10 protein-coding genes and 1 tRNA gene are annotated in these 25,795 nt (G+C 64.5%); 10 read left to right on the forward strand and 1 reads right to left on the reverse strand.

The features are described from left to right. Positions 1-409: 409 nt before the first annotated feature. From TP2_RS18190 to TP2_RS03790, 4 genes are read left to right on the forward strand one after another with little or no spacing between them, the layout of a single operon-like run. Positions 410-937: an invasion associated locus B family protein gene (locus tag TP2_RS18190; protein WP_084713911.1), complete on the forward strand. Its 528-nt coding sequence runs from the start codon at positions 410-412 to the stop codon at positions 935-937. Then, the gene (locus tag TP2_RS03780) at positions 934-2,499 is read left to right on the forward strand and encodes a ShlB/FhaC/HecB family hemolysin secretion/activation protein (protein WP_038073672.1); all 1,566 of its coding nucleotides are present in this window, start codon (positions 934-936) and stop codon (positions 2,497-2,499) included. Before TP2_RS18190 ends, TP2_RS03780 begins: the two co-directional genes overlap by 4 nt. Positions 2,500-2,513: 14 nt before the next feature. Beyond that, positions 2,514-3,149, forward strand: a complete 636-nt coding sequence (locus tag TP2_RS03785; protein WP_038073674.1) for an invasion associated locus B family protein — start codon at positions 2,514-2,516, stop codon at positions 3,147-3,149. Between the two features lie 49 nt (positions 3,150-3,198). Then, positions 3,199-21,081: a leukotoxin LktA family filamentous adhesin gene (locus TP2_RS03790; RefSeq protein WP_038073680.1), complete on the forward strand. Its 17,883-nt coding sequence runs from the start codon at positions 3,199-3,201 to the stop codon at positions 21,079-21,081. Positions 21,082-21,242: 161 nt separating this feature from the next. Here TP2_RS03790 and TP2_RS03795 read toward each other — a convergent pair. Further along, positions 21,243-21,317, reverse strand: a tRNA-Thr gene (locus TP2_RS03795). Between the two features lie 120 nt (positions 21,318-21,437). Between TP2_RS03795 and TP2_RS18390 the strand changes: the two genes are divergently transcribed. From TP2_RS18390 to TP2_RS03820, 6 genes are all read left to right on the forward strand, one after another. After that, on the forward strand, positions 21,438-21,608 hold the full coding sequence (locus tag TP2_RS18390) for a hypothetical protein (protein ID WP_157617031.1): 171 nt from the start codon (positions 21,438-21,440) through the stop codon (positions 21,606-21,608). Position 21,609: 1 nt separating this feature from the next. After that, positions 21,610-22,878, forward strand: a complete 1,269-nt coding sequence (gene murA, locus TP2_RS03800; RefSeq protein WP_038073681.1) for a UDP-N-acetylglucosamine 1-carboxyvinyltransferase — start codon at positions 21,610-21,612, stop codon at positions 22,876-22,878. A gap of 51 nt (positions 22,879-22,929) precedes the next feature. Beyond that, positions 22,930-23,409, forward strand: a complete 480-nt coding sequence (locus tag TP2_RS03805; RefSeq protein ID WP_038073685.1) for a DUF2948 family protein — start codon at positions 22,930-22,932, stop codon at positions 23,407-23,409. A 137-nt stretch (positions 23,410-23,546) separates the two neighbouring features. Next, on the forward strand, positions 23,547-24,860 hold the full coding sequence (gene hisD / locus TP2_RS03810) for a histidinol dehydrogenase (protein ID WP_038073686.1): 1,314 nt from the start codon (positions 23,547-23,549) through the stop codon (positions 24,858-24,860). After that, complete coding sequence (locus TP2_RS03815) at positions 24,860-25,336, forward strand: UPF0262 family protein (RefSeq protein ID WP_038073687.1); 477 nt, start codon at positions 24,860-24,862, stop codon at positions 25,334-25,336. Before hisD ends, TP2_RS03815 begins: the two co-directional genes overlap by 1 nt. 5 nt (positions 25,337-25,341) lie before the next feature. Next, positions 25,342-25,794, forward strand: a complete 453-nt coding sequence (locus TP2_RS03820; protein WP_038073688.1) for an arsenate-mycothiol transferase ArsC — start codon at positions 25,342-25,344, stop codon at positions 25,792-25,794. Position 25,795: the final 1 nt, after the last annotated feature.

A 25,795-nucleotide genomic window follows, 5' to 3' on the forward strand; every position in this document is an offset into this window, starting at 1 on the left:
CGCGGAAACCTATCGCGAAAACGTCCCCCGAAACGTCGGGCGTAAGGCGCGCGCTTGGATGTTTCGATCGGGGCGCACAACATAGAAGCCCATCCTCAAGAAAACTCGGCGGCGTGATGTGGTGTGAGTTCCGGATCGCCATTCCCGACGATTTTCGAGTTGGCGAAAACAGCCTTGGCGTGTGCTTCACATTTCGGATCCCGTAATTTGGATTATAAATCCGAGAGTTGCAGAAACAAAAAACCGATCTTTGACATTTCTGTGTGTTGACAAAACGTCGCACCCAAAATTAACCTTTGCGTGTCTGAAGACGCACGATGTCGGTCATCATCGTGGAAATGCCGTAAATCCGGTCCAGGCGTTTTGATCATTTGTCTCGGCCTTCAAGCCGGTTTCAAATGGATTACGCATGAGTGAATGTCTGATGGCGGGTTGGTGGCGAGTGTCTTTGACACGGGCGATCCTGTGTGTGGTCGGGATTGCCCTGTTTTCGAGTTCCGCCAATGCTGCGCCGCAGAGTTGGGCGTTCCGAGACTGGTCGGTGACCTGTCCTGGCGCGCCTCAGCCCTGCATCGCATCGACGACGACATTCGCGAAAGACAGGACCTGGCTGGCGACGTTGCGGGTGCAGCCCGCGGACAAGGGGGGCGTGCGCTTGCAGGTGCTATTGCCGCAGCAGATCCATCTCGGCTCGGGTGCGTTCGCGCAAATTCCGGGCCATAAGGCGCAAGAACTGCGGCTTATCGAATGTGTTCCGGGGGCTTGCGAAGCGCGTCTCGATCTCGACGTGCAGACGCTTGCGGACTGGAAAGGCGCATCCTCCGTCATTCTGACCTACCGACCCGCCCCGAATGTGCCGCCGATCAGCTTCGACGTGTCGCTGATGGGGCTGACCAAGGCGCTCGAGCGCGCCCGCGAGGAGGAACCCGCACAGTGAAACCGAGGCTTCTTTCTCTCGCTCTCGCAGGCGCAGCCCTCTTTCTGTCGCCGCTGGCGATGCCCTCGCAGGCCCGCGCTCAGGAACAACCGGCTCCGCAGGCGTCCGCGGTGCAGACCTTCACCCTGACCAAAGTCGTCTTCGATCAATCGAGCTATCTCACCCCCGAGCAGCTTCAGGAAGTTGCCGCCCGATATACCGGCCGCGCGATCAGCTTCGCCGACCTGCAAGCGATGATCGCCGAGATCAAGCGGCTCTACCTCACCCAAGGGGTGCCGACCGCCGAGCCGATCCTGCCGCCGCAGGAAATCCGCAACGGGGTGCTTCATGTCGCGTTGATCGAGGCGAAGATCGAGAGCGTGCGCATCGACGGTTTCCCGCGCACCCACCCGACCTTCCTCAATGATCGGATTACCGTCACTCCCGGCCAGAAGCCCGATTTCGACCAGATCTCGCGCGAGCTGCGGGTGTTCGACCTGTCGTATGACATCCAGCCCTCGCTGAAATTCTCGCCCGGCACCGAACCCGGCACCACCATTGCAACGATCTATGGTGAGCCGCCGAAACGCTTGGCGGCGACGCTTTCACTCGACAATTACGGCCGCCCCGAGACCGGGCGCGAACGGGCTTCGGTCTTCCTGCGTTGGTCGAACGTGTCGGGCGTGCGCGATGCGCTTTCCTTCCAGGCTCAGAAATCGAAAGGCGCTTATGCGCTTTCGTTGGGGTATTCGCGGCCCATCGGCATGCGCGGGGGGGTGATCACCGGTGCGATCAGCCGCTCGAACAGCTCGATCATCGGCGGTGAGTTCACACCGGTTCAGATCACCTCGGATTCGACTGAGTTCACGATCAACTACCGCCAGCCCTTCAAGATCCGCCCCGATCGGTATTTCACCTTCGAGGCAGGTGTCGATGCCGGGCGCGATCGATCGAAGGCGGGTACGCTCGGGTTTTCCGATATCACGCTGCGCGAGATCTACGCGGTCGGTCGTTTCTACCGGCAATGGCCGCGCACGCAGGTCAGCTTCGGCGTCGGTGCGCGGATCGGGCGGGCGGATGCGAAAGGCACGTCCGAGACCGAAGGCTCCTATCAGCTTCTCTATGGCGACGCCTCTTTGACCACGCGGTTGGGCGAGCGGCTGCAATTCGACGCGACCGCCACCTACCAGATCGCGCCGGGCCAGAACCTGCCGGTGTCGCGCCTGATCACGGCGGGCGGCGCAGGCAGCGTGCGCGGCTATCCCAGCGAGGTGCGTGGCGGCGATTCCGGCTTCGTGCTGAACCTTCAACTCTCGCGCGCCCAGCCCTGGAGCCTGATGGATGGCAAGCTGAACGTGCGTCCCTTCGCCTTCATCGATGCGGCCGTGATCGTTCCCTATCGCCAGTCGGGCGGGTTCGATTCCAGCCAGGATGTGCTGGCATCGGCCGGGGTCGGCGCGGCGGTGATGCTCAAGGAGAAGACGGCGATGCTGGCAAGCGTGGGCGTTCCACTGAAGGAAACGCTCGGGTTCACCGATGTGGGTAAGCCGACGGTTTATGTCGGGCTCGATTACAAATTCTGAGGAGAAAAGAGCGAATGAATTGGATGAAAGACAAGGGCGTGTCGGGGTCGCGGATCGCGAAAGGGCTTGCAGTGGGCGCGCTTGCGCTGAGCTGCCTCGCCCCCGCTGGCTGGGCTGAAACTGCCGCAAAGGATGCGCCCAAGCCCGCCGCCGAGCCGGCGAATATGGCGCAGGCTGCCGAGACCACCGCCCCGACCGAAGTGGGTGACATCGCCAACAATACCGCCTTCGGTGACTGGATCCTGTCGTGTCAGGCCGCGACCGTGAAAAAGACCGTCTGCCAGCTCGTTCAGGAGCAGCGCGTCAAGAGCTCCAACCAGCTTCTGGCCCGGTTCATCGCGATGCCCGCCAAGGATGGCGCGGTACTGATCGCGCAGGTTCCCATGGGTGTCTATCTGCCGGGCGGTGCGGTCTATCGTTTTGAAAACAAAGAAGACCTAAAGCAGCGCGACATGGTCTGGCAAACCTGCCTGAACGGTATCTGCGAAGCCGCCGCGCCGCTTTCGGCGGATGAGCTGAAGCTCTTCGATGAAAACCCGGCGATCCTGTTCGGCTACAAGCCGACCCCGACCGGAAAACCGATCGTGCTGCGCGTCAGCACCAAGGATTTCAATAAGGCTCTCGAAGTTCTGAAGAAAGCCGAAGGCTAAGTGCCTGACGCGGCCTGTGGGGGGCCGCGAATTCGATTAGGGGATTGCGATGATCGACCGCCGTAAGACGACGAACCGCCCGTTGGGCCGCCTGATCCTCATGCGGCTCGGCTGGTTCTCCAGCGTCTCTGCGGCGGCGCTCTTCGCAGCCCTTCCGACTTTTGCGGATGTGATCGCGGCCACCTCCACAACGACTGTCGCGACCTCGGGCAACACCACCGACGTCACCACCTCCAACATTCAGGGCTCGACCGCCTATAACAAGTTCAGCCAGTTCAACGTGAATGCTGGCACGACCGTCAATGTGTATCAGCCGCTCAACACGGATGCGCTGGTCAACATCATCAATGGCGGGCAGAGCACGATCGCGGGCACGCTGAATGCGATGAAAATCGTTGATCCGAATGTCTTGAATTCGGCGACCGCGATCGGCAGCAACGTTTTCTTCGTGAACTCTGACGGGTTCGTCGTCAGTGCGACCGGTACGATCAATGCCGGGCAGCTGACGATGAGCGCCCCGACATCGGATTTTGTCACGAACCTGACGAATGAAGCGGATGGCAACCTTACAGTGGGTCTCGACTCGCCTACGGCGCAGCTTTTCGCGGGATCCGAACCGCTCAGCGATACCGGCCAGATCACCATCGACGGGCAGATCAACGCGGCGCGACTGGCGCTGCGTTCGGGCGGCGCGGGGATGCTGTTGCGCGGCCGGATCACGGTCGAGGATCCGACGGCGCTCGGTCCGGTTTCGGTCGGCGTCAACGTTGACGGAACGCCGCAGGCGGCGGGGCTTGTCAGTCAGGGCGGGGTGATCCGTCTCGTGTCGAAGGGCGGGATCTCCAGCTCGGGTACGATCACGGCGAAGCGCGGCACGGGACCGACGGCAACAGGCGGTGTTGTCCTCGGCGAAGCGCAGGGCACGCTGAGCGCGGGCGGCACCTACGATGTCTCCGGCACGGGGGCGAGCGATCCGACCGGCACGGGCAAGGGCGGTACGATCTTCCTTTATACCGAAGGGTCGGCCTCGATGGAGCCGAGCCTCAAGGTCGATGCGAGCTCGACCGCGGGCGATGGCGGGGCCTTCGTGCTGCGCGCTGGGCTCACCGATGGCAATACGCTGAGCGCTCAGGGCGATTTCGACATGTCAGCGCCGAGCGGCACGGCGGGCTCGGTCTTCCTGCGCGGGCAGGATATCTCGACGGCGGGCACGATCACGACCCATGGCGGCGATCTCGCCATTGCGGCGGACAAGACCGTCACGCTGAGCAACAATATCTCGACGCGCGCCGATGGCGCGGGTGATCCGATCACCGGCGGCCCCGGTGCGGGCACCGCAGGGTCGATCTATGTCGCAGCGCAGGATATCAGCGTCGAAGCTGGAACCACGATCCGGGCCGACAGCAACGGGGCCGATGGCGGCGGGATGCTGCTGCTCTCGGCGCGTTCGTTCAACACGGGGATCGTCTGGGCAATCAACCCCGACACCGAGACCGCCTCGATCACGATCACCAGTGCCGATCTGAAGGCGGGCTCCATCGTCGTGAACTCGGTCGCGACCGTGTCGAACACGCTGGGCAGTGATGTCGACAGCGTCGAAGCGGCGCAAGTCGAGGGGCTCGACGACGCGACGAACGAAGACAGCCTGCTGACCACCGTCAATTCCGGCATCGACATGATGGAGGGGCTGTTCACCCAAGGGGCGACGGCCGCAAACGGCTTTGTGCCGCTTCAGGTTCAGGTGCTCAACGCGCAGTCCAATGTGACGATCACCGACAGCACCCTGACGGCGGATGGCAACTGGAAGGACCGTAACCTCGCACCGCGCGTGCTCAACACGGACACGGCGGCCGATAATGGTCAGCTTGGTGCTACCGGCCTTCTCGAGAATACCTATGGCTTCCTGTCCGATCCGCCGCTGAGCTTCAATTCGACCCCGCAGGACGTTATTGATAACGCGACCGGCAGCCTGCTGGGCGGCGGCGTGCCTTACAGCCTGTCGATCAACCTGCCGGCGGCGTGGGATCCCTCGCAAGATGCGATGCTGATCCAGTCGCATGCTCAGACAAGCTATTCGATCGCACCCAAGGCCTATGCGCTGGGCGTTGTCGTGGCGGATAGCCAGGTGGCGAGCCAGGTGCTGCTTTCGGGCAATACGCTGACGACCGAGGCAGGCAACATGCGCCTCGCCAGCACCGCGGCCGAGGATCACACGGTCTCGATCGCTGCGAAGAAGGTGAAGGATGTCGCGGCGGCGGTCGTGGTCACGACGCGCAACCTCACCAATCAGTTGCTTGTCGAAGGGGGCACGACGACTTCGGCGGGCGCGCTTTATGCCGGCGCCTATACCGGCAAATCCCATTCGATCACCACCGGCGCCAATGCCGGCATGGAAGGCCTCGGGGCGCTCGCGGTCAGCATCGATGTGTCCAAATCGCTTACCGAGGCGGCGCTGGGCGGCACGGTCAATACCGGCGGTGCACTCGATCTCGACGCTGAGACGCTGTTCTTCAACAAGGTTCACGCGACCACCGCGACGATGGGCGTGGCCAATCCGACGACGAAGATCGCCAAGCAGAAGGCAGCCGACAGCACCCTCGTTCAGGCGATCCCCGGCGCGCAGAGCAAGATTCAGGGCAAGCCGGTCGATCCGAACCGCGCGCCGCATATCGGCTTTGGCGTTGCGATTGATGTGCAGGTCGACAATGACAGCACCTACGCGACGCTGGGCGGGAATTACCACGACCTGAGCAATGCCAATGCGCTCACCGCGCTGGGCACGACCACGGTCACCGCGACGGGTCAGAATGTATCTGTGAATTCAGCCTATCGCTTTGCCTCGGTGACCGAAGGTGGCAGTTCACTTTCGCGCAGCGTTTCGGCGGCCTTTGGAACGCTGAACTTCGCGGCGAAGAAAGTGCTCGACCGGTACAATGCCGCGCATCCGAACGCGACGATCACCCAAGATGAATTGCTCGGAAAATATTCGCAGGTGCTGATGCTGACCGCATCAGTCTCGACCATGGCGGGCGACACGCAGGCCGAGATCGGGTCGGACGCCACGGTGAATGCAGCCGGTGCCACGGTGCAGGCCCAGACCAGGTTCCCGCATGCGGATCCGATTCAGGATATTCGCGACAAGTGGGAGCAATTCGTGGGTCAGGTCACCGCTTACGAAGCGTTGCCCGACAATCCGACCGATGCCGCCAATCTCGAGACGCCTGACGCGCCGGGGCTTCTCGACACGCTCAATCCGCTCAACCTGATCACCACCGACGTCAAGAGCAAAGCCGAAGCCCCCGTGCCGAGCGATGGCTCGCGCCCGGTCGTTCCCGAAGATCAGCAGAAGCTCGCCATCGGCATCACCGCGAATGTCTTCAACACCGACAACACCACCGAGGCCGTGGTGCGAAACGGGGCGGTGCTGAACCTGACCGGCGATATGAATGTGCTTTCGAGCCAGGAGGGTTGGTTCCTCCACGTCGCCAACCTGCCCAAGAAGAACCCGATCTCAGGCGATGCCAAGGTCAATGACGCGATCGGTGTCGCGATCAATCTCGACCGCGTCGGCAGCAAGGTCTCCTCGGTGATCGAATCCGGTGCGACGATCAATGCGGGCAGCAACGCGACCAATGTCACCGCCTATACCCGCAACATCATGGGTATCCTGAGCTTCTCGGGCGGGCAGGGCGCAAGCACCGCCGTCAACGCGACGGTGGCGACCAATATCGCAGATGCCGAGACCACGGCGCGGATCGGTGATGATGCCGCGGTTACGGCCGGGGCGGTGTTGATCTCGGCCAAGGACGAGTCCGTCGACTGGGCGGCCGCAGGTGCGATTTCTGCTTCGGAAAACATCGGTGTCGGCGCCTCGATCGGCCTCAACATCACCACCCGCAAGGTCTGGGCAGGGATTGGCCCGGACGATCCGGCAGCGCCGGCCGCCAACGTTGGCAAGACGGTGATCGACGCTGACAGCCTCGTCATCACTGCCGAGAACGCAACTGTCGACGTGGTCGTCGGCGTGGCCGGTTCCAAGGTGCAGGGCAAGCCCTCGCAGGAACCTCAACCGGCCCAGACCAATCAGAATGATGACATGATCATTCCGTCCTGGCTCTTTGCCGAGGACGAGAATGACGCGATCAATTCTCAGCAGAACATGGATACGCCCTCCGACAGCGACGGGAATACGCAGAAGTCGGGCTGGGCGGTCACCGGGGTCGCGTCGCTCAACCTGTCGCTCGGCAACGAGACGACGGCGGCGATCAATACCCAAGGGACGATCGAACTCGCCTCGACGCTGACACAGACGGCAAAGAACAACGCGGTTCAGATCGCGGTTGGCGGCGCCGTCTCGGCGGGCCTGGGCCAGGCGCAGGATACGAACGCGCTCGCCGGGGCTTTCTCGGTGATGGTCGATACGCGCAAGCTCAATTCCGAGGTCTCAAACGCCACGATCAACGCGGGCGATGCGGTGACGATCGGGGCCGAGGATCACGCGACGGTGGTGAACGTGGCCGTGGGCGGCGCGGGCACCTCGCGCGGTGATATCGCGCTGGCCGGCTCGGTTGCGGTGGCGGTGCTTGATGGCGGCACGACGGCGAGCATCTCGGATGCCAAAATCACGTCGAGCCAGCTCGATCTTTCGTCCACCGATGGCTCGACGACGGTTTCGATCGGCGGCGGCGTCGGCATCAACATGGACAAGACCAAGGGCTACGGCGTCGGTATCGGCATCGCGGTCAATACGGTCACCCGCAGCGCCACGGCCAAGCTCACCGGGGCGAGCACGATTGACACTGGCGCTTTCGGGATCATCGCCAACAGCACCCAGTCGATCTACGGCTTTGGTGTTTCGGCGGGTTCCGGCAAGACCGGGATCGCGGGCTCTGTTTCGGTCAATAACATCACCGGCGGCGCGCGGGCGGATGTGACCGGCAACGGGCCGGATGCGGACCGGTTGAGCATCTCGGCCAGCTCGATCAATATCGGCGCAACCGAGGCAAATTCGATCTTCTCGCTCGGCGGTGCGCTTGCCAATGGCGACAATGCCTATGGCGGTGCTGCGACCGTTAACGTCATCACCGCCGATACCGGGGCGACGATGACCGATGCGGTGGTCACCGGGCAGGGCGGCACCGGCGGAACGGGTGCGATTTCGCTCACTGCGACCGGCACGAGCACGATCTTCTCGATTGCTGTCGCTGGTGCGGTGGCGAATGAACAGACGGCTGCCGGCGTGGGGCTCTCGGCGAACAATATCAGTGCAGGCGTCATCGTTTCGGCGGCTGGCACCGAGGCGCTCGATGCGGAAAGCATTGCGCTGAACGCGACCGGCACCCGCACGATTTCGAGCATTGGCGGTGGCGCGGCGGCCTCCAATGGCAGCGCGGGCGGATTTGCGGGCACGCTCAACCTGCTCACGAAGAATACCACGAGCATCAATCTCGACGGCGCGAATCTTGGCACCGCCGGGGCGGGCACGATCGTGGCGACGGCGACTGCGAATGGCACGATCCGTTCGGCTGCCGTGGCGCTGAGCGCCTCGCGCGACACCTCGCTGGGCGGGGCGGTGACGGTGAACTATTCGGAAGCGACCACGCAGGTCTCGAGCGTCGGCGCGACGCTCGACGCGGGCGGCGTACTGAGCCTGACCGCGGACGATACAGGTACGATCGAGAGCCTCGCGGGCGGCGCTGTGTTGAGCGCGAACGGCAGCGGTGTCGGCGGTGCGGTCTCGGCCAACTTCATCGCCCATGACACCGGCGTTCTGACGAATGGCGCGACGCTTTCGGGCGAGGGCGTGAACCTGACGGCGACGAATGGCTCGACGCTCAAAACCGCTGCCGTTGGCTTGACGCTTACGGGCGCAGGTCCGACGGCCGTGGCGGGCTCGCTCGCGATCGGCGATATCGGCAACACGACCTCCGTCAATGCGACCGACACCTCGATCGACGCGGGTACCGGGGCGATTTCGCTTAGCGCGACGCGCACGGGGCAGATCTCTATCCTCTCAGGTGCTGCTGCCGGTGCGGGTGGCGCGACCGCGGTGGGTGTCGCACTGACCGTGGCGTCGATTCATGGCGGCACGACCGCCGATCTCGTGAGTTCCAAGGCTGTGACCGGCGACTCGCTGTCCGTCACGGCGACCGATACTGCCGGGATCGACGCGATTGCGGTCTCGGGCGCGGCCTCGGGCCAGGCTGCGGTTGGTGGTTCTGTTGTCTATACGCAGATCGGCCAGCCCGGCACGGATGGCCCAAGCGTCGATCCGCTGCCCGGACCGGCGAGTGATGATCCGGTCGGTGGCGCACAAAACGAGGTTTCCGACCTTCGGGATGCCGCGCTGACAAATCTCGCGACGAGCGTCAGCAACACGACCAAGGCGCCCGATTTCGACGCGAATAAACTCGCGCTGACGCTGGATGCAGATGCGGTCACCCGCGCGCGGGTCGAGCTTTCGGGCACGGCGCCTGCCCTTCCTGCGACCACGATCAATGCCTCGACCACCGGCACGATCCGTTCGCTTGCGGGCGCGGTTGCGATTGGCGGCACCGGCGCAGGGGTCGGCGTTGGCCTCGGCGTGAACCTGCTCTTTGGCAAGACTGAAGCCGAACTCGTGCTTCCGTCGGATGCGGAAACGCTTGCGCCCTCGGTCGCGCTGAGCGCGACGCAGACCGGCACGATCGAGACGGCCGCCGTGTCGGGCGGTGGTTCGGGCGGTGTCGGCGGGGCGGGCTCGATCCTCGTCAACGTGATGAACCGTCAGGCCGACGCGCATATCCGTGGCAACGGATCCGGCGCGCGCGCGGCGCTGCGCACCGATCGCGGTGATGTCTCGCTGACGACGACGCAAACCGGCACGATCCAGGCGCTGGCCGGCTCTGCCGGGATCGGCGGTCAGGCGGGTATCGGCGGCGCGATCGTCGTCAATGTGATGTCCGACGATACCGAGGCGGCGGTCGAGGATGCGACGATCCTCGCACGGCAGGAGACCGAGGATGCGACCAAGCCGCTGGAGAATGCGGGAGCGCTGACGATCGCGGCGACGCAAACAATGACGCTGGATTCGCTCTCGGTCGGCGCGGGCGGCGGTGGCAGCGGTGCCTTCGCAGGCAGCTTTGCCGTCAACGTGGCCAATGGCGAGGTCTATGCAGGGCTGCGTCGCTCCGAGGTCCAGGTGGGCAGCCTTTCGGTCACCGCCACATCGACGCCGTCGCTGACGGGTAAGGCCGGTGCCTTCGCGGGTTCGGGAGGAGCCTCTGTCGGCCTTGGCATCGTGATCAACAATTCCAACCAGACCGTGCGCGCCGACATCACGTCGAGCACCGTGCGCAGCGGACGTTCTGTGGTCCTTGGCGCTTACGAGACCACGACCTTCTCGGGCAGCGCGATCTCGGGAGCTGGCGGCACGGTCGGCGTGACCGGCACCGGCGTGAACAACACCGCCGCGAACACCGTCGAGGCGCTGATCCAGGGTGAGCCGATCTCGCTCGTCGATCCGGATACGGGCTTGAGTGCGAATACGCTTTACGGCTCGGATGTGGTGGCGCGCGGCTCGATGCTGGTTGATGCGCAATCGCGGACCATCATCTCGCTTCTTGGCGGGTCCGAGGAATCGAAGCCTGGCTCGACCGAAGATGCGCGCGGCGACACGCCGGCTCTCAACCTCTCGTTCTCGGGCGGGGCGGCGGCGGGTGTCGGCGTCTCGGCCTCGATCAATACGATCAAGAACCGGGTCAAGGCGGCGGTTCTCGACACCGCGCGCGTGACCGCGCTGGGTGGGAGTACGGTCAGCTGGAACGATGCTGATGGTGTGACGCGCACGACGCGCGGGCTCGCGGTGAATGCGCAGGCGCGCAGCGCGATCTCGATGCTGACCGCGAATGGCTCGGTTGGCGGGGTCGCGGGTGTGAGCGCGCTCTTCGCTCTTAACCTGGTCGACGATGAAGCGCGCGTGCAGCTCGGTTCCGAGACGGGTTCGAGCCTGGTGCGGATCAACCCGGAATCCGACACCGATTTCGGGGACGATATCGGCACCACGACCGCGAATGCGGGTCAGGATGTTCTGGTGAATGCCGATGTGGCGAACTCTTCGACCTCCTACACCGTCAATGTGGGTATCGGCGGCACTGCGGGCGTTGGCGCGAGCGTAGCGACCACGGTCGTTACTTCGACCGCGAAGGTTGCGACCTACGATGCACAGGTCAGCGCCGCCGACGCACTGACGATCAACGCCAACAGCAAATCCGTGCTCACGAGCTTCGTGGCCGGGATCGGTGGCGGCTTCGTCGGGGTGACCGGCAACGGCAATGTCAACGTGCTTTCCTCGACGGCGGATATCGCCATCGGTGGCGGCTCGCTCAATGCGGGTGGCGCGCTGAGCATCGATAGCAAGATCGACAACGACATCTATGCGATGACCGGCAGCGGCGGTGGAGGCCTCGTCGCGGTAGGCGGCGCGATCCAGGTGGCCGTGGCCAATGGCAGCTCCAAGATCACTGTCGGTAATGGCCGCGCCGGCCAGAAGGCGTATCTGACGGCAGGGGGGGATCTCGGGGTCAACGCGAAATCCTACCTGACCCAGCAGGGCTATGTCGGTGCGGGGGCTGTCGGTGGCGTGGGCGTCGCGCTCTCGGCAAATGTCCTCGTCGACCGGACCTATACCGGCGTGACGCTCTCCGACAACCAGAGCCTGAGCGCCGACGGAAGGGTCGATATCACCGCCTTCGAGAAGGCCACGATCACCGGCGTCGCAGGCTCCGTTGGCGCGGGCGCAACAGGCGTTGGGCTTGGCCTCGATTACGCGAACCTCCAGGGCACGACGACCGTCAATATCGGCGACAATGCCTCGATCACTGCGAACTACAACGCAGGCGGCACGCGCGGGGTGGGCCAGAAGGGCATCACCATCTCGGCCGCGTCCGAGCGTGAACTCGGCTCGACCGTGGTCGCGATCGGCGGCGGTGCAATCAGCGTCGGTGCGGCGCTGTCCATCGCCGAGCTGGGCGGCACTGTCGATGACGAAAGCGGCAATCTCTCGGATGCGCTCGCCTCAATCAACAGCGAACTGTCGAGCGATCAGAGCGGCGATGGCGGTCTCGACGCCGATGCGACCGAACAGGACAGGCAGAATACCGGCGGATCGGTGATTGGCTTCGCAGGCGGTTCCGATACCCAAAGCCAGATCGTTGCCACGCGTCAGGGCCTCGACCCGTCTGCGGCGGGCACCGACCAGGTCTCGGTCACGATCGGCTCGGCCAAGCTCTATTCCGACGGCGACATCAAGGTCGACAGTTCAGCAAAGATCCGCCTCACGCAGAACGCGGGCGCAGGGTCGGGTTCGATCTTCGGCGGCGCCTCGAGCGGTATCGCGATTTCGAATGTCGCGACGGGTGCGGGCATCGACGTGCAAAACGGCGCGGTGCTGAGCGCGGGTGGGGCGGTCGATCTCGGCGCCGCGACCGGTCAGCTCGATGCCAATCCGCTGATCTCCACCTCGGTCACCACGGCCTCGGCCTCGGGTGGATATACCGGCGGCGCGGGCGTTGCGGTTGCGAAGCTCGACGCGGGATCCTCAGTCACCGTGGGCGACTCCGTCGGGATCTCGGGCAAGTCGGTTGCGCTGAGCGCGGATCGTTCGGGTCTGGTCAGCACGGACAGCTATAATGTGAACGTCGCACTCGTCGGCGCGGTGGGCGTTGCGGTCTCGGATGCGAAGAGCGTCGGCACCAGCGCGATCACGATCGGCGCCGCAGGCGGCAATTCGGGAACGATCAGCAGCGGCTCGGGCGGCACCAATATCTCGACCAGCGACACCACGCGGGTCACGGCGACGGGCGAGGGCAGCTCTGGCGGCATCGCGGGCGGTGTCAACGCGGTGATCGTGACCGCGACGAACAGCGGCAATAGCCTCGTCACGGCGCGCGACTATACGTTCACCAGCTCGGGCAACTTCGATCTGCAAAACACCAGCGCGGGCTCGGCCAGAGCATATGCCAAGGGCATCGCGGTGGGCGGCGGTATCGCCATCGGCGCCGGGGTTGCGACCTCGCGCTCCGGGATGAACGTGACAACGATCTTCGCCTCCGATGTCACCGCGAACAACATCACCGTCAATTCCGAGATCCTGCTCAACGCTGGCAATGTCACGAGCTATGCCGAAGCCGCGTCCACCTCGGGCGGTCTGCTTGCGGGCAATGGCGCGGATGCCAAGGCCTTCACGAATTACGGGATCACCTCGACGATGACGGGCAACTTCATCGCGTCGGGCACCATCCAGCTGAGCGCAGATGCAAGCGCGGTGAGCGCCGAAGCCTATGCCACAGGGCGTTCGGGCGGCGCGGTCGCGGTTGGCCTGACGCTGGCGACCGCCGGTCAGGACACCGCGAATGGCGGTAGCGGCGACGTGGTCTTCAACCTCGACGGCGCCATGCTGCGCGGCCGCGTGATCACGCTCTCGACCGGAAACGCGCCGAGCGCGAAAGCCAATTCGGACTCGGGCTCGGGCGGGCTTGTTTCGGGCTCGGGCGCGGAGACCCACGTGATTACCGACACGCGTTCGATCTTCAATATCGGCGCGACGGCCACCACCGTCATCACCGCATCGGATCAGCTCCAGATCACTGCGGCGCAATCGGGCAGCTTCGGCAGCCATGTGGATTCCACAAGCGCGGCGGCCGTGGGCTATTCGGGCGCCTTCAGCGAAACCACGATCGGCGCGACGACCGCGCTGACCCTGGGCAGCAAGACCACGATCGCGGCGAAGAACATCGATATCGGGGCGGAAACCTCGATGAACCGGCCCGATGACGGCTACAATGTCGTCTCCGGTTCGGGCGGTGCGATCGACGTGGCAGCGATGCGCAGTCAGGTGACCGTCAACGCCACCACCGATGTCTTCGTCAATGATGGCGCGGCGCTGGTGCAGACCGGTCTGCCGGATAACAACCAGGTCTTCCGTATCGGGGCTGCGACCAACATGGCGCTGACCGACCGGCTCAAGCTCGACTCCGGCGGCGCGATCGCGAGCCCGATCGGCCAGAGCACGCTCGACGTGCAGAGCAATACCGCGCATTTGACGATCGGTTCGGCCAAGCTGCTCGCGGTCGACGTGCTCCAGCTCTATGCGGGCGGCGATGCGAACCTCTATTCCGAAGTGGACACGACCTCCTACGGTCTCTCGGGCGCGGCTTCGGGCAAGACCTACGCGACCTATAACGCGGATAACCAGATCACGCTGAACTCGGGTGCGGATCTGCAATCGCTTACCGATGTCCAGCTCAAGGCCGGTTATACCTCGAACGGGGCGCAGCAGGTCGCGGTCAAGGCCGAGACGCGTGTCTTCAACAAGACCGCGATCCCGATCCCGATCACCCCGGTCGCGGATGCAACGGCCAATGCCAACCAGCATGTGAATATCGGCACCGGGTCCAGCGTAACGGCAGTGCATGACGTCTACATCTTCGCCGAGCGTGGCGGTGGAGAGGTCTTGGGCTATGGCCGAGGCAAGGATCTCTATCGCGAGGTCGCGGCGGCGATCGGCTCGGCGCTGAGCGAAGCCTTCGGTGGTGATCCGGTCAGCCTCGACATCGAGAGCGGTACCTCGACCGATACCGGCGACAACCTGATCACCGTGAACGGCTATGTCCGCGCGGGCTCGCGCAACAAGCAGATCCTGATCCTCGATCAGAACAACCAGCTCGACAATTCGTCGGAATACTACGTCAACGGCTCGGGCCAACAGGTCTGGTTCACCGACGAGGACGCCCGTGGCATCCTCGAGGATCCGACCAATTCTGCTGCGGAAATCGCGGCAATGATCCGCGAGAACGTGCCGCTGAGCGATCTGCTCGACCAACGCATCGCGGAGCTTCAATCGAAGATCAACGATCCGATCCTGAGCCAGGATGCACAGGCCGTGCAGGCGTGGAATGACGAGCTCGCCTCGCTCATCACCCGCCAGGCCGATTTCAGCGGCAATGCCGATTTCATCGACCTGCCCGATATCCGTGCCTCGGAAGGCAGCATCTACCTGCGCGCTGACACGGTGCAGGGCGCTTCGACCGGTACGCTGGATGCGCCGGGCAATGCGCTGATCCTCGTGCATGTCTATTCCGACGCCTATGTGAACACCGGCTCGATGGAGATCCCGTGGAACGAGGGCGGTCGCATTGTCTTCAATGACGTGACCGTCAAGACTCCGCAGGACATCCAGAACCTCGCCAATCCCAAAGGCGCCCCGATCGACTACACGATGATCTCGGGCACCGATGCGGGCGAGCCGAAGATCGAGGTCGTGACCTATGGCAACGGCTCGATCGAGGTTGGTGGACCGATCACCAACATGGGTGGCACGGTCCTGATCAACTCCAACTTCGGCGATCTCGACGTGCAGGCCGACATTTCCGCCAAAACGATCCGTCTGAGCGCAGGGCGCGACTTCACGCAGGGCTACACGCCGGGCCTGCGCAATGTCTCGGGCGATCCGCGTGCGATCTACGACAGCTACTTCCAGCAGGTCGATGACGATGCGCGCGCCTGGATCACCAGCGGCTTCACCGTGACGGGCATTTCAGGCGGCGACCTGACGGTCCCGATCTCGACCACCACGCTCGATGTTGGCAATGTCGCCACTTTCGCGCTTGGCGCGCGACCGACTGCGATCCGTGCCGGGCGCAATGTCTACATCACCGCCGACAAGCTCAACATCAACGGGCTGATCCAGGCCGGTGTGGGCTCCTACGAGATCGACATTGCCGCAGGGCTGATGAATGACATCTCTGGCTTCTCGACGACCACGCCGACGGTTCTGTTCGACCCGTCCGAGCCGGTCACGCCCAATGTGACGCGCAATGCCAATGTCACTTCGGACGTCTGGGTGAAATACGATCCGACCATGCTCAACGACAAGGGCGAGCAGACCGGCGCGATCGTGATCGACCCGATGGTCGTGCAGGGTGGCCGCGTCGAAATCACTGGCCAGATCCTCTCCACCGGCGGCGGCAAGATCGAGTCGCTCGATGGCTATGGCAGTATCACCGTCAACAACGACACCTCGCTTCCGGTTGTGCTCGGTCGCGTCGATACCGGCGATCCGGGAGCGAACGGGCAGGGCATCGAAGGCGTGGTGCGCATCACCGACACCGATCCGGCCAAGGCGGTCAACGGGGCCGCGCGGGTTACCGAATACACCCGCATCGGCAGCACGCTCTACGTCAAGGACAACTCCAGCACTTTCGACACCGAGACGCTTACCTACGGCGATCCTACGGATCCCAACAGTGTCAGCGTCACCCGCGTGATCCCGACGACCCTGGTTTCGTCGAGCACCGTCAGTGATGGACGCGCAGGCAGCTACCAACCGGTCACGAACCGCGATTTCGTGGTGCTGCAATCCGAGATCGTGACGCAGGTCGTCCAGTACAGCCAGAAGACCTCCTATTTCTGGTTCAAGCTTGGCGAGTCGATTTCGTCCACGGTCTACGATCCGAAGGTCACGCCGCTCGATCCGACCGTCGCGTTCGGGGCCGATGGCAATTACGTCGCGCCCGAAAACACCTCGATCAACGGCGGCTCGTATGACTATGGCTTTACCGGCTCGCTGACCTCGCAGAACACCAAGAAAGGCACGGTGACCACAGATGACCGCCGCATCCTCGGGATTGGTGACGTCTACAAGACCTGGAACGAGACGGTCACGTCGAACGTGCTCTACACGCACCGCCTGAAGGCCGATTACGCGATCGACATCGTGTTCAGCGGCTCGGATACGGGCGGGCTCAACATCACCTCCAAAGGCGATGTGATCTTCACCGATACGGTCTCCAACGTGGTGGGCGATAGCAAGATCACTTCGAGCGAGGGCTCGGTGCTGACGGCAGGGTCGGAAGTCACCGCGACGTTGGCCGATCTGGATGTCTCGGCGGTCAATGGCCGCATCGCTGGCAGCTCGGGCGCGTTCCGCATCGACCAGTCGGCAGGCTCGACGCTGACGGCAGCGGGCGGCAGCGCGGTCAATATCCGCGAGCTGTCCGGGGCGATGAACCTCGTGAGTGTGACCACCAAGGACCGTCCGGCCACAACCGACGCGCCGATGACCGGGGTCGTTACGCTGACGGCCGATGGTGACATCACCATGGCGGACTCCTCGAATGGCGGCATCGTCGCGAGCTCGATCGACATGGTGTCGATCAACGGCGCGGTCGGCCAGTCCGGCGCCCCGATCTGGGTGACCCATGAGGGTGGTGTGCTCGATGTGACCGCGCTCAACGATGTCTATGTGAGCGCGCTTGCGGGCGATCTGCCGCTGCATGGCGTCACCTCGCAGCTGGGCTCGGTTACGCTGACGGCGGATAACGGGTCGATCCTCGATCGCAACAATGTCGAGGTGCGCGATATCCGGTCCGAGGCCGAGCTTGCCAAGCTCTGGACCCAGGATATGGGCCTCGATGATACGGTCGCGCAGGACGATCGCGCGCAGCAGCAACTCGATGCGCTGGCCAATGCCCGCGAGCATACCTATCGCGAATACTGGCGCGAGCGGCGTGCGGCGGGCGGCGATCCGATCGACTACACGATCGATCAGGCGACGGCCGATGCGCTGACCTCTGGCGGTTGGACCCAGGCGCAGCTCGACAATTACGTGGCCGAGCAGCAGGGGCTCTACGCGGAGTGGAACGCGGAGGCCGCGGAGCAGGAGAGCTTCACCTACGTGCCGACCGCCACCGATCAGGCGCAGATCCTCGAAGGGATCGGCTGGACCACGGATGAGCTCAAGCATTGGATCCGCGCGGGTCTGATCAAGGGCACGGGCGACACCAATACCCGGATCGAGGATCCGAATGTCACCGCCTATGGCAGCATCACGCTGAGCGCCGGCGGAACGGTCGGTGAGATGCTCGATCCCTACACGGTGGGCTCGACCAATGACCTTACGCAGGATCTTCAAATCCTGTCGCAGGCCGAGCCGTCGGATCTGACCTTCACCGATGACGGCAAGGTTGTCGTGCGTCGCGCCGAGGATCTGAACTTCGCCTTCACCGGCTTCGACGTGAACAATGTGCCGGTCGGCACGCTCACGGCCTTGTCGGCGGGCACCGATGTCTATCTCGGCGCCGAGACCCCGGCCGCGCTGCATGAAGTGAACGCAGCGCGTGACGTGACGGTCAAGATCAATGGCATGATGTCGGATGCTCATGACGGCGCTCCGGCGGTCACCGGTCGGATCATCATTCTCGAAAGCGGCAATGACGCACCGATCGCGACGCAGGACAACCCGCTGACCGTTGCGGTGCGTGCGGGCGGCATGCTGACCGCGCGTTCGGGCGTCGAGGTGAATATCGCGGCGACCGGCGATCTGCCCCTGGCCGAGATTTATGCACCGGGTGCCGCGCGCATCAGTGCGACTGGCGCGATCACCGATGCGGTGGCGACGGGTGCGGTGCGTATCAGCGCGGGCAGCCTGGTGCTCTCGGGCGCCTCGGTCGGCACGCAGGCGACGCCGCTTCCGATCGAACTGACCGATACCGCGAATGGCGGCGCACTCGATCTCGAGACGCTTTCGGGTGATGCCTGGCTGACGGCCACGGGAGACCTGCCGATCACGCGGGCCTCGATCGCGGGCGGCGGGGCCCTCAGCACCGATGCGCTGTTGTCCTTCATTGGCACTGACACGATAAGCTTCGGCACCGGATCGGCGCTGACGCTGAGCACGGAAGGCGGCATTGATCTCACTGGGTCGAACGGCACCGATGTGCAGGGCGGCACGCTCAGCATCGTCACTGGCGGTTCGGTTGGCACCGAAACCAAGCGCTTCGAGACCGCGCTTGTCGGGCTGAACTACACCGCGACCGGTACCGCGCTCACGCCGCTCTGGCTCCATGAGGCGGATGATCTGACGATCTCCAACCTGACCCAGATCACCACCGGTTCGATGACCGATCTGGTCGTGGGTGGAGCGCTGACCATCGGCACCTTCACGTCGCCCGACGAAGTCCACATCGCCGCGGGCTCGATCACCGAGGGCCGCATCATCGCGAGCCGCACCCAGCTGAGCGCAGATGGCGCGATCGGGTCGGTGGCGCCGCTGAACGTGACCACCGGGCGCCTCTACGCGAAGACCGTGGATGGCGATATCCGGATCGGGTTGAGCGATCGTGCGACCGATATCGAAGAGGTCACGGCAGGCGGCTCGGGTGCGATTGCTCTGAGCTCGACCAACGCGCCGCTGACGCTTCTGGCGGGGCCGGGGATCACCACGCAGGGCGGGGCAATCGGTCTGGATGTGACGAGCTTCGTCGCGAATGCCGATATCCTCAGCCATGACGGTGCGATCTCGATCCTGTCCGCGGGCTTGCTGGAACAGGCGGCCGGCACCTCGATCGACGCTGGAACCGGCACGATCAATATCGGGGTGAAGGGCGATATGATCGCATCGCATGTGGTGACGCAAAGCACGGCTGACCCGGCGCTGACCGTCACGGTCGATGGCGCGCTCTCGATTACTTCGGGCCAGAGCGGCACGGTGCTCGAGGCGAATGCTGCCGGTGCGGGCGCGGTCCTGACCCTCGGCGCGCTGACCCCGGTCGGCCCCGATGGGCTGCCGGTCGCCTTCGATCATGTCACGGCGCAGGTCGCGAACGGTCCGATGCACCTCAACGAGCGCGACGCGATCCGGCTGGATCAGCTGCGCACCGATGGCGGGCTGATCGACCTCTATGCGGGTGGCCCGATCACCGTGCGCGATGTCATCTCCGGTGATGCCTCGCCGATCGTGATTTCGGCGGGCACGGGCGATATCCGCTCGGATGGCGCGACGATGTCGGGCGGCGATGTGCGGCTCTTCGCCTTCGGTGGCGCGATCACCGGTGAGACGAGCGCGACCTTCATGGGCGACATGTCCCCCGGCACCACGGGCCACTTCTACGCTGATGGTGACGTGAACTACAGGGAGACCGCAGGCGATCTGCGGGTGGGCTTCGCGCTGTCCCAGAATGGCGGGCTCTATCTCGACACGATGGGTGGCGCGATGGAGCTTGGCGTGCTGGGTGCGCGGACCGATGTGACACTGGCGGCCGATGATGCGCTGCACGTGAACATCATCGGGGGGGCGAGCGTCGATCTGGCCGATGAGACCGCGATGGCGCTGATCCATCCCGAGCTCTACGGCTTGCGCGAGGCGCAGGCGCCCGACAATGCCGATCTGCGTGCGCGCAATCCGGGCTCGACGCTCTATGCGGGCTTCGTGAACGTGCGCAAGACGCTGGGGCTGCATGCCGACTACATCGACGCCCAGCTCTATGACATGACCCCCGAGGATGCGCTCGCGCTGACTATCGACGGGCATGACGACGGCATGGCCTCCTATGTCGATGTGGCCTCGATCGGGGACGGTCCGATCCTGTTCATCCCCGAGGGTCAGTATTTCGACGATGTGCGCGACCGCCTGACGGGCCGTGACACGGCGCGCGGCACGCTCAACCTCGTTCGCGGTCGGATCACGACGGGGCAAGTGAGCCATGCCGGGCCGGTGCTCAATGGTCTCGACGTGGTGATCGGCGGCGATGTCTGGTTCTACCAGCAAGGCTTCTCGGTGCTGGCGCAGGCGGTCTACGATCAGCTCTCGACCGTGGCCGATGCGCAGACGCTGGCGATCAACGACGGCAAGTACAGCTTCAGCCAGTCGAACCGGATCGACCTGACGGTGACCGAGGGGCTCGTGCTGAATCGTCGCCTCGGCGGCGTGGGCATCAATGGTGGCCAGGGCTACGGCTTCGAGGTGGGCGTGGAGACCGATATCCTCGGCTTCCCCTACACCACCTCCGGCGCGCCTGCGGGTGTGACCCGTCCGGGCGCTCTGATGCGCCTGCCGAGCTCCAGCCCCGAAGAGGAATACCCGCGCGTGACCTGGGTGATCTCCTCGGCGGAATGACGGGCATTGAATGGAAAGCAGGGAAGGGGCTGCCGAGAGGCGGCCCTTTTTCGTCGGCGCAGGTCAGAGGTATCGAGGGGCGTGCGCAGGCAGATGCCAGAGAGCGCCGTACACAAGCACGCCGCAGACGAATCGCAGGTCGTTTTTTATCAGGGGGGAAGTGGTGCTGCTGGAGAGACTTGAACTCTCGACCTCTCCCTTACCAAGGGAGTGCTCTACCGCTGAGCTACAGCAGCGCCGGTTTTCGGTCCGTCGCTTCGACCGTGGGCGGGGATTTAGACGCAATCGCCGAGGGGTGCAAGGGTAAATCTTGCTCTCTCTCGACAGGATTTCTTTGGCAGGCTAAACGGGGCGCCATGACAGGCGGGACGACAGACGGATCGGGCAAGGATCGTGACGCGGGCAAGACCCGCGAAGAGCGGCTGGCCGAGGCATTGCGGGCAAATCTGCGCCGGCGCAAGGCGCAGGCGCGTGCGCGCAAGCCAGACGCCGCCCCGCCCGAGGAAAATAAGAGCGAGGGCAGTTGAGATGGATAGCATCGTCGTGCGCGGCAACGGGCCGCTTTCGGGCCAGATCCCGATCGCGGGTGCAAAGAATGCCTGTCTGGCGCTGATGCCGGCGACGCTTCTGAGCGACGAGCCCCTGACGCTGACCAACGCGCCGCGCCTGTCCGACATTCGCACGATGACCGAGCTTCTGGCCTCTCTCGGGGCCGAGGTGACGGCGCTGCAGGATGGCAAGGTTCTCGCGACCTCGTGCCATGGCGAGATCAACCCGGTCGCGGATTACGATATCGTTCGGAAGATGCGGGCGTCGAATCTGGTGCTCGGCCCGCTGCTGGCGCGTCTGGGCCATGCCGTCGTGTCGCTGCCGGGCGGCTGTGCGATCGGCGCGCGCCCCATGGATATTCATGTCGATGCGCTCTCTGCGCTTGGGGCCGAGATCGAACTGAAGGATGGTTATCTGCATGCCGAGGCCAAGGGTGGCCTCAAGGGCGCAACGCATGAGATGCGCTTCGCCTCCGTGGGCGCGACCGAGAACTTCCTGATGGCGGCGTCGCTGGCGAAGGGCACGAGCGTGCTGAAAAATGCCGCGCGCGAGCCGGAAATCGTCGATCTGGCGAAATGCCTGCGCGCGATGGGCGCGCAGATCGAGGGCGACGGCACCTCGGAGATCGTGATCCAGGGCGTTGACCGTCTGCATGGCGCGACCCATCCCGTGGTTGCCGACCGGATCGAGCTTGGCACCTATATGCTCGCGCCCGCGATCTGCGGCGGCGAGGTGGAATGCTTGGGCGGCCGGATCGACCTGGTCGAGAGCTTCTGCGAAAAGCTCGACGCGGCGGGCATCTCGGTCGAGCAGACCCATACCGGGCTCAAGGTGTCGCGCAAGAATGGCCGAATCCGCGCGGTGGACGTGACGACCGAGCCCTTCCCCGGCTTCCCGACCGACCTGCAGGCGCAGATGATGGCGCTGCTCTGCACCGCCGAGGGGACGAGCGTGCTGGAAGAGAAGATCTTCGAGAATCGTTTCATGCACGCGCCGGAACTGATGCGGATGGGGGCGAATATCGAGGTGCATGGCGGCCACGCGACCGTCCACGGCGTCGAGAAGCTGAAGGGCGCGCCGGTCATGGCGACCGATCTGCGCGCCTCCGTCTCGCTGATCCTCGCGGGGCTCGCCGCCGAGGGCGAAACCGTGGTCAGCCGCGTCTATCACCTCGATCGCGGCTACGAGCGGGTCGAGGAGAAGCTCAAGGGCGTCGGTGCCCATATCGAGCGTGTGAAAGCGAGCTGATCGGCTGGCAATCGCGCCAGGTCTTCCCATATCGAGAAACAGAGGTGGCCCATGACCCGTGATGCGACATTCGAAGATGGCGGCGAAGGTGCGATCGCGCTGCGCGCCGAGACCAAGGACGACCTCGCGGTGATCGCGGCGCTGGTGCAGGACGCGATCCTGCCCATTACCGAGATCGCCTGGGAAGCGAAGGCCCGCAGGTTGGCGCTGCTGATCAACCGCTTCCGCTGGGAGGACAAGGCGGCGGCCGAGGCCGAGAAGCGCCCCTATGAGCGGGTGCGGTCGCTTCTGGTGCTTTCGGATGTGACCCATGTCGCGAGCATGGGGATTGATCGTTCGGATCGCGATGTTGTGCTGTCGGTCCTCGATATTTCCTTCGAGGAGGCCGAGGACGGCGCGGGACGTGTAACACTGACGCTGGCCGGGGATGGCGCGCTTGCGGCGGATGTCGAATGCCTCGATGTCGATCTGCGTGACGTGGAGCGGCCCTATCGTGCGCCCTCGGGCCACGCGCCGCATCACCCCGACTGAGCCGCGTGTCGCGACCGGGATGCCTCCGGCGGAGATATTTTCATCAAGAAGAAGCGGAATCGCCCTTGCGGGGAGGGGTGGCGCTTGCGGGGCGGGGCCAGAGCCTCTAATCCGAGGGGCGGAATAGGAGACTGTCGATGCCGCATTTTCTGGACACGCGCGAGGATGGGTTCGAAGCCCGGTTTGTCGAGCTTCTGGGAATGAAGCGCGAGGACAGTCCCGATGTGGATGCCGTCGTGGCCGGGATCATCGCGGATATCCGCGCGCGCGGCGATGCGGCGCTGATCGAGCTGACCGCTAAATTCGACCGGCTGGAGCTGACGCCCGAGACGCTGGCCTTTTCGGCTGAGGAAATCGAAGCAGAAGTGGCCAAGGTGCCCGCCGAGGAGCGCGCGGCGTTGGAATTGGCGGCCGAGCGCATCCGTGCCTATCACGAGCGTCAGATGCCGCATGACGCGCGCTGGATCGACGCGAGCGGGGCGGAGCTGGGCTGGCGCTGGGGGCCGGTCTCGGCGGCGGGGCTTTATGTGCCGGGGGGGCTGGCGAGCTACCCGTCTTCGGTGCTGATGAATGCGATCCCGGCGAAGGTCGCGGGCGTGGAGCGGCTGGTGGTCGCCTGTCCGACCCCGGGCGGGGCGGTCAATCCGCTGGTGCTGCTGGCCGCGCAACTGTCGGGCGTCGATATGGTCTACCGGGTGGGCGGCGCGCAGGCGATTGCCGCGCTGGCTTACGGGACCGAGACGATCACGCCGGTCGACAAGATCACCGGGCCGGGCAACGCTTTCGTGGCGGCCGCCAAGCGGCGGGTCTTCGGGCGCGTCGGCATCGACATGATCGCCGGGCCCTCGGAGATCCTCGTGATCGCGGATGGCACGGGCGACCCGGACTGGATCGCGCTCGACTTGATGAGCCAGGCCGAGCATGACGAGAGCGCGCAGGCGATCCTCATCACCACCGATGAAGCCTTCGGCAAGGCGGTCGTGGCGGCGGTCGAGAAACGGCTCGAGACGCTGGAGCGTCGTGCGATCGCAGGCGCGAGCTGGCGCGATTTCGGCGCGGTGATCGTGGCGCGTGACCTGATGGAGGCGGCGGAGCTGTCGAACCGGGTCGCGCCTGAGCATCTGGAGCTTTGCGTGGCCGATCCCGATTGGCTCTCGGAGGCGATCACCCATGCGGGCGCGATCTTCCTCGGCGCCTACACGCCCGAGGCGATCGGCGATTATATCGGCGGGCCGAACCACGTCCTGCCCACGGCGCGCTCGGCGCGGTTCTCGTCGGGTCTCTCTGTGATGGATTTCGTCAAGCGCACGACGCTGGCGAAGATGACGCCCGGCGCGCTGAAGGCTATCGGCCCTTCGGCGGAGGTGCTGGCGAAATCGGAAAGCCTCGAGGCGCATGGGCTGTCGGTCCGCGCGCGGCTCGATGCGCTCAATGACGAAGGAGGGCAGTGATGGCCCGGATCTCTCATATTCAGCTTGATACCGGGGGCATCCCAGCTCCCTCGCCCGAGATCGAACAGGAGCGCAAGGTCGCGATCTACGACCTGCTCGAGGATAACAGTTTCAACATTCCGGGCCGGGACGGTCAGCCCGCGCCGGAAGGGCCGTTTGCCCTGACGCTTGGCGTGCGCGACCGGCGGCTGGTTTTCGACACCCAGACCGAGAGCGGCGCGAAAGTGGCGGAGTTTCATCTGTCCTTCGGCCCGTTCCGGCAGGCGGTGAAGGATTACTTCCAGATCTGCGAAAGCTATTTCGAGGCGGTGAAGAAGCTGCCCCCGAGCCAGATCGAGGCGATCGACATGGCGCGGCGCGGCATCCATAACGAGGGCGCGCGCATCTTGCAGGAACGTCTCGAAGGCAAGGCCGAGATTGATATCGACACGGCGCGCCGCCTCTTCACCCTCGTTGCCGTGCTCGCCCCGAGGTAAGCGGAATGGGCGATCTTCCCAACTCGGTTCTGTTCGCGTGCGATCACAATTCCACGCGCTCCCCCATGGCCGAGGGGATGATGAAGAAATTCTATGGCACCGAGTGCTATGTGCAGTCGGTCGGCGTGAAATCCGATCTGGAGATCGACGGGTTCACCATCGCCGTGATGGCCGAGATCGGGGTGAACCTCGAACGGCATCGCGCCCGCACTTTCCAGGAATTGCAGGAATGGGGCGATGACCTGTCTGCCTTCGATCTGGTGATCGCGCTGTCGCCCGCTTCGCAGCGTCAGGCGCTGGAACTGACCCGGTTCTTCCATCTCGACGTGGAATATTGGCCGATCCTCGATCCGACCGGGATCGGCGAGAGCCGCGAGGCCAAGCTTGCCGCCTATCGCGACACGCGCGACCAGATCCGCCGCCATATCATCAACCGTTTCGGTCCACCTCAGGAGTAAG

It is taken from the genome of Thioclava pacifica DSM 10166 (assembly GCF_000714535.1).
Taxonomy (GTDB): domain Bacteria; phylum Pseudomonadota; class Alphaproteobacteria; order Rhodobacterales; family Rhodobacteraceae; genus Thioclava; species Thioclava pacifica.